This window comes from Pseudomonas sp. GM50 (assembly GCF_000282375.1).
GTDB lineage: Bacteria > Pseudomonadota > Gammaproteobacteria > Pseudomonadales > Pseudomonadaceae > Aquipseudomonas.
Genome location: NZ_AKJK01000084.1, coordinates 13728 through 28738, shown reverse-complemented (window position 1 = coordinate 28738; position 15011 = coordinate 13728). Strand labels below are relative to the sequence as shown.

General features: G+C 60.7%; 17 protein-coding genes. 11 read left to right on the top strand and 6 right to left on the bottom strand.

Going from position 1 to position 15011, the window contains the following annotated elements:
- The first annotated feature begins 45 nt into the window (after positions 1-45).
- From PMI30_RS09565 to PMI30_RS31915, 8 genes are all read left to right on the top strand, one after another.
- Positions 46-1965, top strand: coding sequence for a phytase (locus tag PMI30_RS09565; RefSeq protein WP_008011769.1), 1920 nt, complete (start codon positions 46-48; stop codon positions 1963-1965).
- Between the two features lie 96 nt (positions 1966-2061).
- Positions 2062-2772, top strand: coding sequence for a protein TolQ (tolQ, locus tag PMI30_RS09570; RefSeq protein WP_008011767.1), 711 nt, complete (start codon positions 2062-2064; stop codon positions 2770-2772).
- Positions 2773-2785: 13 nt separating this feature from the next.
- A complete protein-coding gene (gene tolR, locus PMI30_RS09575; RefSeq protein ID WP_008011765.1) occupies positions 2786-3232 on the top strand; it encodes a protein TolR in 447 nt (148 codons plus the stop codon).
- Positions 3229-4023, top strand: a complete 795-nt coding sequence (locus tag PMI30_RS09580) for an energy transducer TonB (RefSeq protein WP_008011761.1) — start codon at positions 3229-3231, stop codon at positions 4021-4023. Before tolR ends, PMI30_RS09580 begins: the two co-directional genes overlap by 4 nt.
- A gap of 96 nt (positions 4024-4119) precedes the next feature.
- Complete coding sequence (locus tag PMI30_RS09585) at positions 4120-5340, top strand: hypothetical protein (RefSeq protein ID WP_008011759.1); 1221 nt, start codon at positions 4120-4122, stop codon at positions 5338-5340.
- A 50-nt stretch (positions 5341-5390) separates the two neighbouring features.
- Entirely contained in the window at positions 5391-6020 is a 630-nt protein-coding gene (locus tag PMI30_RS09590; protein WP_007895912.1) for a Vgb family protein, read from the top strand.
- A 104-nt stretch (positions 6021-6124) separates the two neighbouring features.
- The gene (locus PMI30_RS09595; protein ID WP_008011756.1) at positions 6125-6823 is read left to right on the top strand and encodes a DUF2238 domain-containing protein; all 699 of its coding nucleotides are present in this window, start codon (positions 6125-6127) and stop codon (positions 6821-6823) included.
- A gap of 339 nt (positions 6824-7162) precedes the next feature.
- Entirely contained in the window at positions 7163-7336 is a 174-nt protein-coding gene (locus PMI30_RS31915; RefSeq protein WP_162130610.1) for a hypothetical protein, read from the top strand.
- A gap of 27 nt (positions 7337-7363) precedes the next feature.
- Here PMI30_RS31915 and PMI30_RS09600 read toward each other — a convergent pair whose 3' ends face one another.
- Entirely contained in the window at positions 7364-7633 is a 270-nt protein-coding gene (locus tag PMI30_RS09600; protein ID WP_008011754.1) for a hypothetical protein, read from the bottom strand.
- Positions 7634-8089: 456 nt separating this feature from the next.
- Between PMI30_RS09600 and PMI30_RS09605 the strand changes: the two genes are divergently transcribed.
- Positions 8090-9151, top strand: a complete 1062-nt coding sequence (locus tag PMI30_RS09605) for a hypothetical protein (RefSeq protein WP_008011750.1) — start codon at positions 8090-8092, stop codon at positions 9149-9151.
- Between the two features lie 16 nt (positions 9152-9167).
- Positions 9168-9521, top strand: a complete 354-nt coding sequence (locus tag PMI30_RS09610) for a DUF1428 domain-containing protein (protein WP_008011747.1) — start codon at positions 9168-9170, stop codon at positions 9519-9521.
- Positions 9522-9535: 14 nt separating this feature from the next.
- Here PMI30_RS09610 and PMI30_RS09615 read toward each other — a convergent pair whose 3' ends face one another.
- Positions 9536-9730 carry a hypothetical protein gene (locus PMI30_RS09615; RefSeq protein WP_008011745.1) on the bottom strand — a complete coding sequence of 65 codons (195 nt, stop codon included), beginning with the start codon at positions 9728-9730 and terminating at the stop codon, positions 9536-9538.
- A 126-nt stretch (positions 9731-9856) separates the two neighbouring features.
- Between PMI30_RS09615 and thpR the strand changes: the two genes are divergently transcribed.
- Entirely contained in the window at positions 9857-10396 is a 540-nt protein-coding gene (gene thpR / locus PMI30_RS09620; RefSeq protein WP_008011743.1) for an RNA 2',3'-cyclic phosphodiesterase, read from the top strand.
- A gap of 281 nt (positions 10397-10677) precedes the next feature.
- Here thpR and PMI30_RS09625 read toward each other — a convergent pair whose 3' ends face one another.
- From PMI30_RS09625 to potA, 4 genes are all read right to left on the bottom strand, one after another.
- On the bottom strand, positions 10678-11775 hold the full coding sequence (locus PMI30_RS09625; RefSeq protein ID WP_008011741.1) for a polyamine ABC transporter substrate-binding protein: 1098 nt from the start codon (positions 11773-11775) through the stop codon (positions 10678-10680).
- A 265-nt stretch (positions 11776-12040) separates the two neighbouring features.
- Complete coding sequence (locus PMI30_RS09630; protein WP_008011739.1) at positions 12041-12925, bottom strand: ABC transporter permease subunit; 885 nt, start codon at positions 12923-12925, stop codon at positions 12041-12043.
- On the bottom strand, positions 12922-13803 hold the full coding sequence (locus PMI30_RS09635; RefSeq protein WP_177318852.1) for an ABC transporter permease subunit: 882 nt from the start codon (positions 13801-13803) through the stop codon (positions 12922-12924). The genes PMI30_RS09630 and PMI30_RS09635 overlap by 4 nt, the downstream gene beginning before the upstream one ends.
- A gap of 29 nt (positions 13804-13832) precedes the next feature.
- A complete protein-coding gene (potA, locus tag PMI30_RS09640) occupies positions 13833-14975 on the bottom strand; it encodes a polyamine ABC transporter ATP-binding protein (protein ID WP_008011735.1) in 1143 nt (380 codons plus the stop codon).
- Between the last annotated feature and the right edge of the window lie 36 nt (positions 14976-15011).

The window sequence follows — 15011 nt, the reverse complement described above, 5'->3', positions numbered from 1 at the left end:
GGTGCTGCCGCCGTGATGGACGCACGACAAGGACTTTGCCTGTTCATGAGTATTTCGTGGTTACCCAAACACGGTCTGCTGGCCACACTGATCAGCTTGACCATCGGCCAGGCCCTGGCGGCCGCGCCGAACCTGAGCCTCACACCCTGGGCGCCGAACCTGGCGGTCGACGCGGTGGCGTTTTTACCCGCCGACCTCGGCCTCGAACGCCTGGCCGCCAGCGAGCGTGACGGCTTGCTGCTGCTCGACGCACAAGGCAAAGAGCTGGCGCGTTTGAAAGGCTCGTTCAGTAGCCTGGACAGCCGCGCCGCCGGCCAACACGTCTTGGTGGCCAGCCTCGACAACGCCCGTCAACAAGCGGTGCTGGTCAGCCTCGATCCGGCCAAGCGCGACTGGGGGCAACCGGTGTATCTGCCGACGCGGGATTACCCGGTGAACGGTTTGTGTCTGTACCGCGACGAAGCCAGCAACCTGTTCCTGTTTCTGGTGGGCGAGGAGGGCAAGGGTGAGCAATGGCTGGTGGGCAACGGCGCCACTTTGAACCCGCAACCGCAACCGCAACGGGTGCGCGGTCTGCCACTGCCGCCATCGGCACAGTTCTGCCAGGTCGACGACGCGGCCAATCAGTTGGTGGTCAATGAGGAAAACGTCGGTTGGTGGGCCTACCCGGCGCATGCCGAAGCGGATGTAACGCGCTCACCGGTGGCCATGCGCGAACCGTTCGGCGAGATCAAACAGGCCGCGGGTGCGATGGCGCTGGTGCCGGGTGGCATCGTTGCACTCGATCCGAAAGCCGCGCAGTTGCATCTCTATCAGCAGCAGGGCGAACGCTGGACGGCTCAGGCCACAATGGCGCTGCCAGGCTTGAAGGAGCCGGAAAATCTCGCCCTGCGCCCGACGGCCCAAGGCTTGCAAGTACTGCTGCGTGACGATGACGACGGTCGTCTGTATCAGGGTGAACTCGGCTGGCAAGCCACACCAGTGCCCCTGGCGCCGGTGCTGGCGAATGTAAAAGCAATCAGCCAAAGCGACCCGGTGGGGCGCCAGGGCGATGCCGCGGATGATCCGGCGATCTGGATTCATCCGCAGCAACCCGCCCTGAGTCGGGTGCTGGGCACCAATAAAAAGCAGGGGCTGATGGCGTACGACCTGCAAGGCAAGCTGCTACAGGAATTGCCGGTGGGGCGGCTGAACAACGTCGATATACGGCCGAATTTCAAGCTCGGTCAGCAGACCGTCGACCTCGCGGTGGCGAGCAATCGCGATCACAACAGCCTCAGCCTGTTCAGCATCGACCGCACCAGCGGTGAGTTGCGCGAAGCCGGCGAGATTCCCACGCCGCTCAAGGACATCTACGGCATCTGCCTGTTTCAACCGGCCAGCGGCGAACTCTACGCGATCGCCAACGGCAAGGACGGCACCTTCCTGCAATACCGCCTGAGCGCGCCGAATGGCAGCGTACAGGGCGAGCTGGTGCGCCAGTTCAAGGTCGACAGCCAGCCCGAAGGCTGCGTCGCCGACGACCAGCGCCAGCGCCTGTTTCTCGGTGAAGAGGATGTCGGCGTCTGGGCGGTGGACGCCCGTGCCGATCAGCCGGCGACGCTCAGCAGCGTGATCAAGGTCGGTGCGCAGTTGCAGGCGGATGTGGAAGGGCTGGCGCTCTATCAAAGCGCGGCGCAGGACTATCTGGTGATCTCCAGCCAGGGCAACGACAGCTATGTGGTGCTCGATGCCGAACCGCCGTTCGCGTCTCGCGGTGCATTCCGCGTCGGGCTGAACGCGGCGGCGGGGATCGACGGCGCTTCGGAAACCGATGGCCTGGAAGTCACCTCGGCCAACCTCGGCGGGCCCTGGAGCCACGGCATGCTGGTGGTGCAGGACGGCCGCAAACGCATGCCCGAGCAAACCCAGAACTTCAAATTCGTGCCTTGGGCCGAGGTCACCAAGGCGTTGAAATTGCCCTGACCTGGCCATTCATCAACCTGTCATCACTATTTCATCGAATAGCTCAACGGCCGTCGCGCATCGACGGCCCGAGAGCGCCAGACAAGGAGTTTCACCATGCAAGCGACACTGGAACACATGACCATCTGGGGCCTGATCAGTGACGCCAGCCTGCTGGTCAAAGCTGTCATGCTCATCCTGTTGCTGGCGTCGGTGCTCAGTTGGTATCTGATCATCCAGCGCAGCGGCGTGCTGCAACGTCGCGAGCGGCAGTTGAACGGTTTCATGCAACGCTTTCGCAGCACTGCGGACCTGTTGCCGCTGTATCGCGAAACTGCACAGAGCACTGACAGCGAAGCCGGTATCGAGCCGATTTTCCACGCCGGGTTTCAAGAATTCAGCCACCTCAAACAGCACTCGGGCAACGCGGCCGACGTGGTGCTCGAAGGCGTTGAGCGGGCGTTGTACGTGGCCATCAGCGAGCAAGAAATCCGCCTGGAGAAGGGCTTGCAGTTCCTCGCCACGGTCGGTTCCGTCAGCCCCTATATCGGCCTGTTCGGCACGGTGTGGGGGATCATGAATTCCTTCCTCGGCTTGTCCCAGGTGCAGCAGGCGACGCTGTCCACCGTGGCCCCGGGCATCGCCGAAGCGCTGATCGCCACGGCCATTGGCCTGTTTGCCGCCATCCCGGCAGTGATCGCCTACAACCGCTTTTCGGCGCGCAGCCAGACCCTGCTGACCCGCTATTACGCCTTCGGCAATGAATTGCAGGTGCGCTTGCATCGCACCTTGCATGGCACGCCGATGAACTTGGCCGTCGCAGCCTGAGAGGAGAATGCAGATGCTCGTCAGACCGCAACGCAAGCACGGGCCCAAGGCCGAAATGAACGTGGTGCCGTACATCGATGTGATGCTGGTGCTGCTGGTGATTTTCATGGTCACCGCGCCGATGCTGACCCAGGGAGTGAAGATCGAATTGCCCAAAGTCGCCAGTGAAGCGTTGGCCACCGATACTCGCCAGCAAATCCTTACCCTGTCGGTGAAGGCCGAGGGCGGTTACTACTGGAACCTCGGCGGTGAACTGGATACGCAGCACCAGACCGACAGTGCGGTGGCGCTCGACGAGATGCGCGCCAAGGTCGCGCAGATAGTTGCCGAACGCCATGACACGCAGGTTTACATTCGCGCCGACAAGGACGCCGGTTACGGCAGCGTGGTCGCAGCCATGGCGGCATTGCAGCAGGGCGGTGTGAGCAACCTCGGGCTGGTGACCGAGGCCCCGCAATGACGGCGATGATCATGCCCAGTCCATCCATGACGTTGCGCGACGCTGCCCGCAGCGGGTTCTGGAAAAACAGTCTGGCGGCGAGCCTGGCGGTAGGGCTGCATGCCATCGTGCTGGCGTTGCTGGTGCACGGCTGGTCGCTGGAGAAACCGACCATCGAACAGCCGGCGGTGTTGAGAACGCAACTGGTAATGCTGCCACCGGTACCGCAGCCACAGTTGCCTGAACCGGTAGCGGCGCCGACGTCGGAGCCGATTGCCGAGGCGCCCATCCAACCCGTCAAACCTGCTATCGATCCGCAGATCCAGGCGCAAAAACTTGAACAGGCCGTTCTTGCGCGCAAACGCGTCGAAGACAAAAAGCGCGAACTCCAGGCCGAGCAACAACGTCAGCGTCAGGAGACAGAAAAGCGCACTCATGACCTCGAACAGCAACGCCAGGCCCAAGAGCAGGCACAACGCGCCGAACAATCGCGCCTGGCCGCCGAACGCTCGCGTCAACAGGCCGCCCAGATAGCCGCCGACAGCCGCCAATACCTGCCCCTGAGCAAGGAAGCGCCAGACTATCCGCAACGGGCGCTGGATAAAAACATCGAAGGTGATTGCACCGTGGAATACACCGTCAATCCCCAAGGCAAAATCGAGAACCCCAAGGTGCTGGACGGTTGCCATCCGTTGTTCATGCGTCCGTCGCTGGCCGCCGCCAACACCTTCCGCTACCAGCCGAAAGTCGTTGACGGCCACGCGGTTGCGGTGCCGGCCGTACGCAATACCTTTCACTACCGGATCAAGTAAGCGGCTCCCATGGCAGATCGTCGTGCGGCCGGGCGGTCGTGAGATAGACTGATCCGCGGGCATCGGACGGTGGGGGTGGCAGGTGGTGCGCTTCAGATGGATTCACTGATCACGGCGGCGGCGCGTGCGCTTGCGGCGGGTGATCCCCTCGGCGCGCTGAACCGCATCGCCTTGCGCGATGATGCGCCGGCGCTCGCGCTTCGCGGCATTGCCATGGCGCAGCTGGGCGACCTTGTGCGCGCGAAGGCGTTGGTGCGCAGCGCCGCACGTGCTTTCGGGCCGAAGGAGGCGTTGGCCCGGGCGCGATGTGTCGTCGCCGAGGCCGAGATCGCGCTCGCCTCGCGGGACCTGAACTGGCCAACCAAGGCACTCGACGCCGCGCGGGCGACGCTTCAGGCGCACGGTGACTGGGTCAACGCCGCCCATGCGCGGTACCTCGAGATCCGCCGCTTGCTCCTGATCGGGCGCCTCGACGAGGCTGAGCACCGGCTCGCCGAACTCGATCCGACGCCGTTACCGCCCGCATCGAGGGCGGCCTACGAACTGGTCGTGGCGGGCATTGCGATGCGTCGCCTGCAAACAAAAGCGGCGCGCGTTGCACTCGAACGGGCCGAGAGTGCCGCACAACACGCCGCTATCCCCGCGTTGACGGCCGAGGTCGAAAGCACCGCGCGCATCCTCGACACGCCGGCGGCGCGACTGATTGTCGGTGGCCAGGAACAGCCGCTGCTGCTTGATGAAATTGAAGCGTTATTGGCATCCCCTAAGCTGGTCGTGGACGCATGCCGGTATGTCGTGCGCGATGCAGGCTCGGCGGTTTCACTTGCCCGGCGGCCGGTGCTATTCGCGCTCGCCCGGGCGCTGGGCGAAGCGTGGCCCGCTGACGTGCCGAGGGAGACGCTGATTGCGCGCGCCTTTCGGATGAAGTTCGCGGATGACTCCCATCGCGCGCGGTTGCGCGTCGAACTCGGGCGGCTGCGCGCGGCGCTGCACCTGATCGCTGATGTCGTCGCGACCCCGCGCGGGTTTGCGTTGGTGCCGCACGATGCGCGTGACGTCGTGGTGCTGGCGCGGCCTGTCGAAGAGCAGCATGCGACGCTGCTCGCCTTCCTCGCTGACGGCGAATCATGGTCGAGTTCGGCCCTGGCGTTGGCGCTTGGCGCCAGTCAGCGCACCGTGCAACGAGCCCTCGACACGCTGGCGGCTGCGGGCAAGGTGCAGTCGTTCGGTCATGGCCGGGCCCGTCGCTGGATGACCCCGCAGGTTCCGGGATTCGCGACGGTATTGTTACTCACAGGGTTGGTGCCCAATGACTAGCATCCACTTCACCAACCCAGTGAATGCAGTCAGTGAACGAGGAGTAAGACATGAAACATTCAACGGCTGAAATCATCCGCGAATACGGACCTTTCCCAGGCGTCGACAGCGTGCACGGCGTCACCCATGACGGCCGGCAGGTCTGGTTTGCCTCCGGCGACAAGCTCAACGCCCTGGACCCTGCGAGCGGCAAGACGCTGCGCTCGATCGATGTCGCCGCCCATGCCGGTACAGCCTTCGACGGTCAGCACCTGTTTCAGATCGCCGAGGATCGTATCCAGAAAATCGACCCACAGACCGGGCGTGTGCTCTCCACCATCCCCGCGCCCGGCGGCGGTGGTGACTCGGGGCTTGCATGGGCCGAAGGGACGCTCTGGGTGGGGGAGTATCGCGAGCGCAAGATTCATCAGGTCGATCCCCAGACCGGGGCAGTGCTGCGCACGCTCGAATCCAACCGCTTCGTCACCGGGGTAACCTGGGTCGAGGGCGATCTGTGGCACGGCACCTGGGAGGGTGACGAGAGCGAGTTGCGGCGAGTCGATCCGGCAACGGGCGAGGTGTTGGAGAGCGTCCAGATGCCGGCTGGCGTCGGGGTCTCGGGACTTGAGTTCGATGGCCACGACCGGTTTTTCTGTGGCGGCGGCAACAGCGGGAAGGTGAGGGCGGTGCGCCGGCCTTGATAAGCGTTGGGGGCGGGTATCGGGCCGCAATACCCGCCCAGAAAAAAACGAACTTGCGAAGCGGCCGCGTCTCGAACTTAAAAGACTCGAGAAGAAGGCGCCCAATGAGCAAGTCGATCGGCGCAAAAGACCTGAGTAGTCACAGCAGACCTCTGCCGGTCATGACGCCCAAGGAGCACCCGCGATACAACCTGGCGCTGTTGATTGCCTTTCTTCTTATCGTCGCAGCGCTGGGGATTTCACCCCATAGCCGAGTGGATTGGGTCCTGGAAAACTTGCTGGCCCTGCTGCTGGTGATGGTCCTGGTGGGCGTCTCCCGACGGTTCCGTCTGTCTGCCGTTTCCATCAGCCTGGTGTTCGTATTTCTGTGTATTCATGAGCTGGGGTCGCATTACACCTATGCGCTGGTGCCCTACGACCGCTGGTGCTCAGCCTTGACCGGGGTCAGCCTGAACAAAACCCTTGGGTTTGAACGCAATCATTACGATCGGCTGGTCCATCTGACGTATGGACTCTTGATGGTGTATCCGATTCGGGAAGTGCTGATGCGAATCACGCCACTACGCGGTTTCTGGGTTGGTTTTGTCGCGCTGAACATTGTGCTGTCGACCTCGGCTGTCTATGAAATCGTGGAATGGATAGGTGGGCAGTACCTGGGAAAAGACACGGCGAAGGCATTTGTCGCTGCACAAAATGACCCATGGGACTCTCAGGCCGACATGGCGCTGGCCGTGGCAGGGGCGTTCTTTACGTTGCTGGTTGCCCGGTTCTGGCGAGGTTTTTTCATCAAGACTCTGGATTAAATGACTCCGGAAAAAACTCATGAAACTTATAGATTGTTGGGGTTTGGAGCAGGTGCTCAAAAGTCTTGATGGCGATGCTCGGTGAGCCCCCGGCTTTGTATCAGGATTCTTGCAGAGGCAGCGAGCATGACTGTCGCGGTTGGAGAAAGTTGGAGGCCGTGCCGGAGGGGGGAACGGCCATCACCGATAGGCTCGCGCTCTGAAAACGCTGTGGAATATGAGTCGTTTTCGATACAACCATTACCCATTCTTTACATTGAAACGGTGCTCAAAGCCCGGTCAACACTGTCTGAAATGGCGAGAAAGGTTGTTTTTCTCGCCTAAACAGAGAGTGAAGTGATGATGTTGAACAGAGTTGTAAAAGTGGCGTTGGTATTCGCCTTGTTGTCGTCCCTGTCGGGCTGCTGGATGTTCTTCCCACCCGGTGGTGGTGGTGGTGGTGGTGGTGGTGGTGGTGGTGGTGGTGGCCATCATGGAGGTTTCGGTGGTGGTCCCGGTGGCGGTCCACGCTGACCAGCCATCACAGCATCACCCAGCGTGTCAGAAGGTGAACGCTTGTCCCGCCCGTGACGGATGCTGAGCCATTTCAGTCTCCAGCAGATGCTCAACCAGCACATCGTTCAAAAAGCGGAACTGATCGTTGAGCCCGACCACTTCGTTACTGAAGTGGTTGGCCGCTGCCGGCATCAGCAAGGCCTCGAAGTGCTTGTCGAACACCAGCGCGACTGCTTTGCGAGACACGACCTGCTGCGAATAGTAGTTGCTGCCGAACACCGGGAAGCTCACGGCGAGGCTGACGGAATGAATCATGATTTTGGCTCCTCGGTTTGACCGATATCCAGCACCAAGCGGGAAAACAAGGTCAGGGTGACGGCCGTCAGGGCCAGGCAGGTCAGGAGATGGATCAACATGATTTGGCCCTCCGGTGCGGGGTTTAAACAGGGATGAGATTGATCCTGCACCTGTCGGTTTTTTTGCGGAAGGCATTCGCGGCGATGGTGAATATTGACGTGAATGATGGTGGCGATCTTCGGTGGTCTTGAGGGCCTATTCGCGAGCAAGCCCGCTCCCACATTGGATCTCCTGCGTACACAAATTTTGTGTCCGACAGTGATCCAATGTGGGAGCGGGCTTGCTCGCGAAGGCGTCTTTGAGGGCGCCATCCATTCATCTGACGGACGGCCCCCGCCCCCGACCTATACTCAAATCAGTACGCTGTTTAGTGTCGGACACTCCGTTCGGCGCAGTCTGTAGGACACCGCGATCTTGAACCTGCGTTCGCTGATCGTCGCTGTGTTGGTGATATTGGCGGGATGCGCCACGCCCACGCCTGCCCCGATAATCGTGATACCGGTGGTCGTGTCCCAGAGCACCTGGCAGCAGGTGGACCGGGAGATTGTCGCCGCTTCGCAACAAGCCACTGAACAGGCCAGGGTCTACGCCCGCGGGTCCATGGAGCACTGGCGCACGCGGGTTTATCAGCAAACCGAAGAAGTCTTCATCCCTTGGTTCAGCAGCTACTGGACCCAGGAATGGCTGTCGATGAAAGTCAGCTGGTACGCCATCAATGCCGGAGACGAGCAGGATGCGGCGACCAAACGCCTGGCGGCCTATCTGCTGGAGCAATATCACCAGCGGGTGCTGGAACCGGTGGCGGTGGAAGTCGATCCCGACGCGATCCTCGGGCAGGCGACAGAGTTTTATGTGCAGCTGATGGGTCAGCAACTCGAGGTTATTTCCAAACGTCATGGCGTACCGATGGCGCAGCTCAACGGTCGCATCCAGAAAATTCCGGCCATTTCACTGGGCCCGCCGCCTGCCCGTGACGCTTCGCTGTATCAGGTGGTGCATGCCGAACTGGGCAAATTGCCGGCCTACCTTGCGCTGATCGAGAAGATCCACACGGCGGGCGGCGAGAAGGGTATTGCCTCGACGGACGCCGGCATGACGCCGGTGGCCAAGCGTGCCAGCAAGCGAATACAAGCCGAAATGGCCCCGCGAGGGGCGGCCAGTGCAGTGGCGGCAATGGCGGGGAAGGCGGCCGGTGCGCTGATCTCCGTGGGGGTGGCGGGGGTGCGCGCGATTATTCAGGCCAACGACCGGCCCGATAGCGAAGCGCTGATCCGCAGCAGCCTGGGCAATTCGTTCGACAAGGCATGGGTGAAGCTGGTGGATAACCCCGCAACCGGCGTCATGGCCGGAACGCTGTACATGGCCAGGCAGATCGAGGGCAGTCTTGCAGAGATCGCCGAACCGTCGGTCGGTCTGGATGCAGGAACTGTCGATTTTAGCCACGTTGATTCGACTACCCAGCAGATCACCCCATAACCCGAGGAGAACGATCATGGCTTACGTTGATGGCTTCGTCGCTGCAGTACCCACCGCCAACCGCGAAAAATTCAAGCAACACGCACAATCCGCTGCCGAAATTTTCAAGGAAAGCGGCGCACTCAGCCTCGCCGAATGCTGGGGCGATGACGTGCCTGATGGCAAAGTGACCTCATTTCCCATGGCAGTAAAACTCAAGGAAGACGAAACCGTGGTGTTTTCCTGGATCGTCTGGCCCGACAAGGCCACCCGTGACGCCGGCATGGCGAAACTCATGAGCGATCCGCGGATGCAGCCGGACGTCAATCCGATGCCGTTCGACGGCCAGCGGGCGATTTTTGGCGGTTTCGAGATGCTCGTCAAAGCCTGAACATAGTCGCAGGATCACTCCGGCGTCGGGGTGGTCCTGCAACTCTTGCGGTTACGAATCTGGCTGTCCGTCGGCCGCTCCTTGATGAACTCGAAGCGCGGCTCGCCTTCGTTGTAATGAACCAGCCAACCCCATTCCAGCTCGGATTCATCCTGGCCGGGCTTGGGTGGCACAGCCCACCATGGCTCTTTGCTGATGACCTGACGCATGGCGCCCTCCCGTCGATTCGGTTGCTTCAACTATAACGCGCCTGCCGGGCGGTGCCAGAAATGCACTTGCTGGTGTGGTATCCCTTTGTAAAATCAAAGGGTCCCCGAAGCCTTGAGGTGCCAGACATGAGCGATGAGTCCCGTGAACCGTTCAAACGGCTGTTCTTCGCCCTCAACTGCGCCCCCGAACAACGCCGGGCCATCGCCCAATGGCGCAGCGCGCTGGGGCTCAACATCGGACGCCCGGTGCCGGCGGAAAACTTTCATCTGACGCTGCTGTTTCTCGGCACGGTGGGGATGGCGCAGATAGCGGGCGTCTGCGAGGCCGCTGCCAATGTCCAGATGCCCGGCATGCCGTTGACGGTTGTGCTTGATCGCCTGGAAGTCTGGCGTCGCTCCGGGGTTCTGTTGCTGGCGCCCGAGCAGGCAGCGCCGGAGTTGCTGCGGTTGGTGTATGCGCTGGAGCAGGCCATGTTGCCGTTCGGCTTTGAAGACACCCGGCGGGAATTTCGTCCGCATTTGACCCTGATGCGCGACTACCGGGCACCGGTCCCCGAATCCGCTACACCGCCAGAGTTTTTCCTGCGTGCTGACCGCTTTACCTTGTTCGAATCCCATAAAGGCCGGTACCGGGCGCTGGCCGAATGGCCGCTGGTTTGTGCATAAGCCCGCACAAAAAAGAGGCGCCCGAGGGCGCCTGAAATTCACCTTAACCGAGGAAGCCAGGTGAAGCCGTTCTTCTGAGAGGAGTGCAGCGGTGGTAAGGCGCTGCGTGAACGGAAAAGGGGAAAGCTGTCATTGATGCTGGATGTAATGGCCTCATCGCGAGCAGGCTCGCTCCCACAGGGGATCGGCGTCGTTAACAAATCTGCGCTCCACCACGGACTACTGTGGGAGCGAGCCTGCTCGCGATAGCGATGTCTGGTTCAACAGTGATGCCGAGTGAATCACTTGCCCAGCTTCACCCGCGTCCAGCCCCGGGTCATCACCCGCTGAATACCGATCGGCATATCTGGAATGGCATACAACGTCGCCATCACTGCTTGCGGCGGATAGGAACCCGGGTCGTCGCGAATGGCTTCATCCACCAGTGGCGTGGCCGCTGCGTTGGCGTTGCTGTAGCCGATGTTGTTGGTGACCTCGGCGATGATGTCCGGACGCATCAGGAAGTTCATGAACAGGTAGGCGTTGTCGACATTCGCTGCGTCCCGTGGGATGGCGACCATGTCGTAAAAGCTGCCGGCGCCTTCTTTCGGGATGCTGTATTCGACCTTCACCTTGTCGCCGGCTTCCTTGGCACGGGCCTTGGCTTGCAGCACGTCACCGGAGTAACCGACCGCCACGCAGATGTTGCCGTTGGCCAGGTCGGAGATGTACTTCGACGAATGGAAATACGCCACCGACGGGCGAATCTTCATGAACAGCGCTTCGGCTTCGGCGATCTGTGCCTTGTCTTGGGAGTTCACCGGGTAACCCAGATAGTGCAGGGCGGCCGGGAGCATTTCTGTCGGTGAATCAAGGAAGCTGATGCCGCAGGCTTTCAGCTTCGCGGCGTTTTCCGGTTTGAACAGCAAGTCCCAGGAATTCACCGGCGCATCAGTGCCCAGCACTTCCTTGACCTTGGCCGGGTTGTAACCGATGCCGATCGAACCCCACATGTACGGGAAAGCGTGGCTATTGCCAGGGTCGCTGGCAGAGGCGTTTTTCAGCAGCACCGGGTTGAGGTTTTTCCAGTTCGGCAGCTTCGATTTGTCCAGCGGCTGATAGACGCCAGCCTTGATCTGCTTGGCCAGGAAACTGTTGGACGGCACCACAATGTCGTAGCCGGATTTACCGGCCAGCAAGCGTGCCTCAAGGGTTTCATTACTGTCGAACACATCGTAGGTCACGCGAATGCCGGTCTCGTCTTCGAACTTCTTGACCGTGTCCGGGGCGATGTAATCCGACCAGTTGTAGACGCGCAATACCTTGTCATTGGCCTGGGCACCGGTAGCCATCGCGCCCAATAAGGACAGTGTCAGCAGAGTCCTGCCAAACATTTTCATTGGTACAACTCCATTTTCTTTTTATTCAAATCACATAGAACAACGGTGCAGGTGGACACAAACCCTGTGGCAAGGGGCTTGTTGTGGCGAGGGGGTTTACCCCCGTTCGGCTGCGAAGCAGTCGTAAAACCAGCGAATTCGGTGTGCTTGATACACCTCGGTTGCAGGTTTGGGGGCCGCTTCGCGACCCAACGGGGGTAAACCCCCTCGCCACAACGAGCCCCTCGCCACAGGTTTTGTGTTCACGTCATTTAACTCAACAGCACTAAGCCGTTGCTTCGACCCGCTGGTTTTTCGGTTGCTGCCAGGACTCGCTGGCGGTCTGGTCCATGGCTTCCTGGATCGCCCGTTTGCGCGTGGCTTCGGCCTTGCGGCTGAAGTACCAGACCATGAACGTGACGATCGACACCGCCAGCAGAATCAGACTGGCCACGGCATTGATCTCAGGCTTCACACCCAGACGCACCGCCGAGAACACTTCCATCGGCAAGGTCGTGGAGCCCGGGCCAGAGACGAAACTCGCCAACACCAGATCATCCAGCGACAAGGCAAACGACATCATGCCGCCCGCCGCCAGTGACGGCGCGATCATCGGGATGGTGATCAAAAAGAACACCTTGAACGGCCGCGCACCCAGGTCCATGGCCGCTTCTTCAATCGACAGATCCAGCTCACGCAAACGCGCCGAAACAACCACCGCCACATACGCTGCGCAGAACGTGGTGTGGGCGATCCAGATCGTCACCAGGCCACGTTCCTGCGGCCAGCCGATCAACTGCGCCATGGCCACGAACAGCAGCAACAGCGACAGACCGGTGATCACTTCCGGCATCACCAACGGCGCCGTCACCAGACCACCAAACAGCGTGCGACCCTTGAAGCGCGTCACACGGGTGAGCACGAAAGCGGCGAGGGTGCCCAATGCCACGGCGGCAATCGCCGTGTAGCAGGCGATTTCCAGCGAGCGCACCACCGAACCCATCAGTTGCGTGTTGTCGAGCAGGCCGACGTACCACTTCACCGACCAGCCGCCCCACACCGTCACCAGTTTCGAGGCGTTGAACGAGTAGATCACCAGAATCAGCATCGGCAGGTAGATAAACGACAGGCCGAAAATCAGCATGAACTTTGAAAACCCGAAGCGTTTCATCCCCGTCCCTCCATCTCTTTAGCCTGGCTGCGGTTGAACAGCAGAATCGGCACAATCAGGATCGCCAGCATCACCACCGCCAGCGCGGATGCCACCGGCCAGTCGCGGTTGTTGAAGAACTCTTGCCACAGCACCCGGCCGATCATCAGGGTCTCCGGGCCGCCCAACAGCTCCGGAATCACGAACTCACCGACCACCGGAATGAACACCAGCATGCAACCGGCAATGATCCCGTTCTTGGCCAGCGGCACGGTGATTTTCCAGAAGTTGTTGAAGGTGCTCGAACCCAGGTCCGACGCGGCTTCCAGCAAGCTCTGATCGTGCTTGACCAGGTTGGCGTACAGCGGCAACACCATGAACGGCAGGTAGGCATAGACCACGCCGATGTACACCGCCGTGTTGGTATTGAGGATCTCGATCGGATGCGACGTGAGCCCGGTCCACATCAGGAACGCGTTGAGCAAACCGTTGTTGCTGAGAATGCCCATCCACGCATAGACGCGAATCAGGATCGCGGTCCAGGTCGGCATCATGATCAACAACAGCAGAACGTTCTGCGTTTCCTTGCTGGCTTTGGTGATCGCGTAGGCCATCGGAAAACCGATCACCAGGCACATCAGTGTGCTTAAAAACGCGACCTTCAACGAGCCGAAGTAAGCCGAGATGTACAACTCATCTTCGGTCAGCAGCGAGTAATTGCCGATGTTCAGCAGCAGCTGGAATTTCTGCTCGGCGAAGGTGTAAATCTCAGAGTAAGGAGGAATGGCCAGGGCCGCTTCCGAGAAGCTGATCTTCATCACCAGGAAGAACGGCAACAGGAAAAACAGGCACAGCCACAGGAACGGAATGCCGATGACCAGTTTGCGGCCGCTGGGCACCAGGCGCAGGAACTGCTGATTGAAGGTTCTCATGAGCGCAGTACCACGCCGCTGTCGTCTTCCCACCACACGTAGACCTGATCGTCCCAGGTCGGGCGTGCGCCACGGCGTTCGGCGTTGGCCATGAACGACTGCACGATCTTGCCGCCGGGCAGTTCCACATAAAACACCGAGTGGCCGCCGAGGTAGGCGATGTCATGCACCTTGCCTTCGGACCAGTTGTAGCGAGTTTCGGGCTTGAGGGTGCTGACCAGCATTTTTTCCGGGCGGATGGCGTAGGTGATCGACTTGTCTTGCACCGACGTGCTCACGCCGTGGCCGACGTAAATCTTCTGCTCAAGGTCCGGGCTGTGAATGATCGCGTGACCTTCCAAGTCCTCGACCACCGTGCCGTCGAAGGCATTCACGTTGCCGATGAACTCACACACCATGCGGCTGACCGGCGCCTCATAAATATCCACCGGGCTACCAATCTGGGCGATCCAGCCCAGGTGCATGATTGCGATGCGTTCGGCCATGGTCATGGCTTCTTCCTGATCGTGGGTCACCATCACACAGGTCACGCCGACGCGCTCGATGATCTCCACCAATTCCAGTTGCATCTGCGAGCGCAGCTTTTTATCCAGTGCGCCCATCGGTTCGTCGAGCAACAACAGCTTTGGTCGCTTGGCCAGAGAGCGGGCCAACGCCACACGTTGACGTTGGCCGCCAGACAACTGATGCGGCTTGCGCTTGGCGTATTGGGTCATGTGCACCAGCCGCAGCATCTCTTCGACACGGGCGTCGATTTCGCTGGCGGGCAAACGGTCCTGCTTGAGGCCGAAGGCGATGTTCTGCGCCACCGTCATGTGCGGGAACAGGGCGTAGGACTGGAACATCATGTTGATCGGCCGTTCGTACGGCGGCATGTCGGTGATGTCGACACCGTCGAGCAGAATCCGCCCTTCGGTCGGGCGCTCGAAGCCGGCGAGCATGCGCAGCAGCGTCGATTTACCCGAGCCGGAACCGCCGAGCAGGGCGAAGATTTCGCCTTGATGGATCTCCAGGGACACATCGTCCACGGCGGTGGTTTCGTCGAATTTCTTGGTGACTCGGTCGACTTTCACCAACACCTTTTTCGGTGCCTGGTGACCTTCAAGAGCCTTCCTGTAGATGCTGGAGGCGTTTGCCATATGAAACTCCCAACAGGTTTCAGTCGTCGGGCCAAC

Coding starts and splice junctions, on each gene's coding strand:
- PMI30_RS09565 (WP_008011769.1), top strand. CDS start 46: ATGAGTATTTCGTGGTTACCCAAACACGGTCTGCTGGCCACACTGATC.
- tolQ (WP_008011767.1), top strand. CDS start 2,062: ATGCAAGCGACACTGGAACACATGACCATCTGGGGCCTGATCAGTGAC.
- tolR (WP_008011765.1), top strand. CDS start 2,786: ATGCTCGTCAGACCGCAACGCAAGCACGGGCCCAAGGCCGAAATGAAC.
- PMI30_RS09580 (WP_008011761.1), top strand. CDS start 3,229: ATGACGGCGATGATCATGCCCAGTCCATCCATGACGTTGCGCGACGCT.
- PMI30_RS09585 (WP_008011759.1), top strand. CDS start 4,120: ATGGATTCACTGATCACGGCGGCGGCGCGTGCGCTTGCGGCGGGTGAT.
- PMI30_RS09590 (WP_007895912.1), top strand. CDS start 5,391: ATGAAACATTCAACGGCTGAAATCATCCGCGAATACGGACCTTTCCCA.
- PMI30_RS09595 (WP_008011756.1), top strand. CDS start 6,125: ATGAGCAAGTCGATCGGCGCAAAAGACCTGAGTAGTCACAGCAGACCT.
- PMI30_RS31915 (WP_162130610.1), top strand. CDS start 7,163: ATGATGTTGAACAGAGTTGTAAAAGTGGCGTTGGTATTCGCCTTGTTG.
- PMI30_RS09600 (WP_008011754.1), bottom strand. CDS start 7,633: ATGATTCATTCCGTCAGCCTCGCCGTGAGCTTCCCGGTGTTCGGCAGC.
- PMI30_RS09610 (WP_008011747.1), top strand. CDS start 9,168: ATGGCTTACGTTGATGGCTTCGTCGCTGCAGTACCCACCGCCAACCGC.
- PMI30_RS09615 (WP_008011745.1), bottom strand. CDS start 9,730: ATGCGTCAGGTCATCAGCAAAGAGCCATGGTGGGCTGTGCCACCCAAG.
- thpR (WP_008011743.1), top strand. CDS start 9,857: ATGAGCGATGAGTCCCGTGAACCGTTCAAACGGCTGTTCTTCGCCCTC.
- PMI30_RS09625 (WP_008011741.1), bottom strand. CDS start 11,775: ATGAAAATGTTTGGCAGGACTCTGCTGACACTGTCCTTATTGGGCGCG.
- PMI30_RS09630 (WP_008011739.1), bottom strand. CDS start 12,925: ATGAAACGCTTCGGGTTTTCAAAGTTCATGCTGATTTTCGGCCTGTCG.
- potA (WP_008011735.1), bottom strand. CDS start 14,975: ATGGCAAACGCCTCCAGCATCTACAGGAAGGCTCTTGAAGGTCACCAG.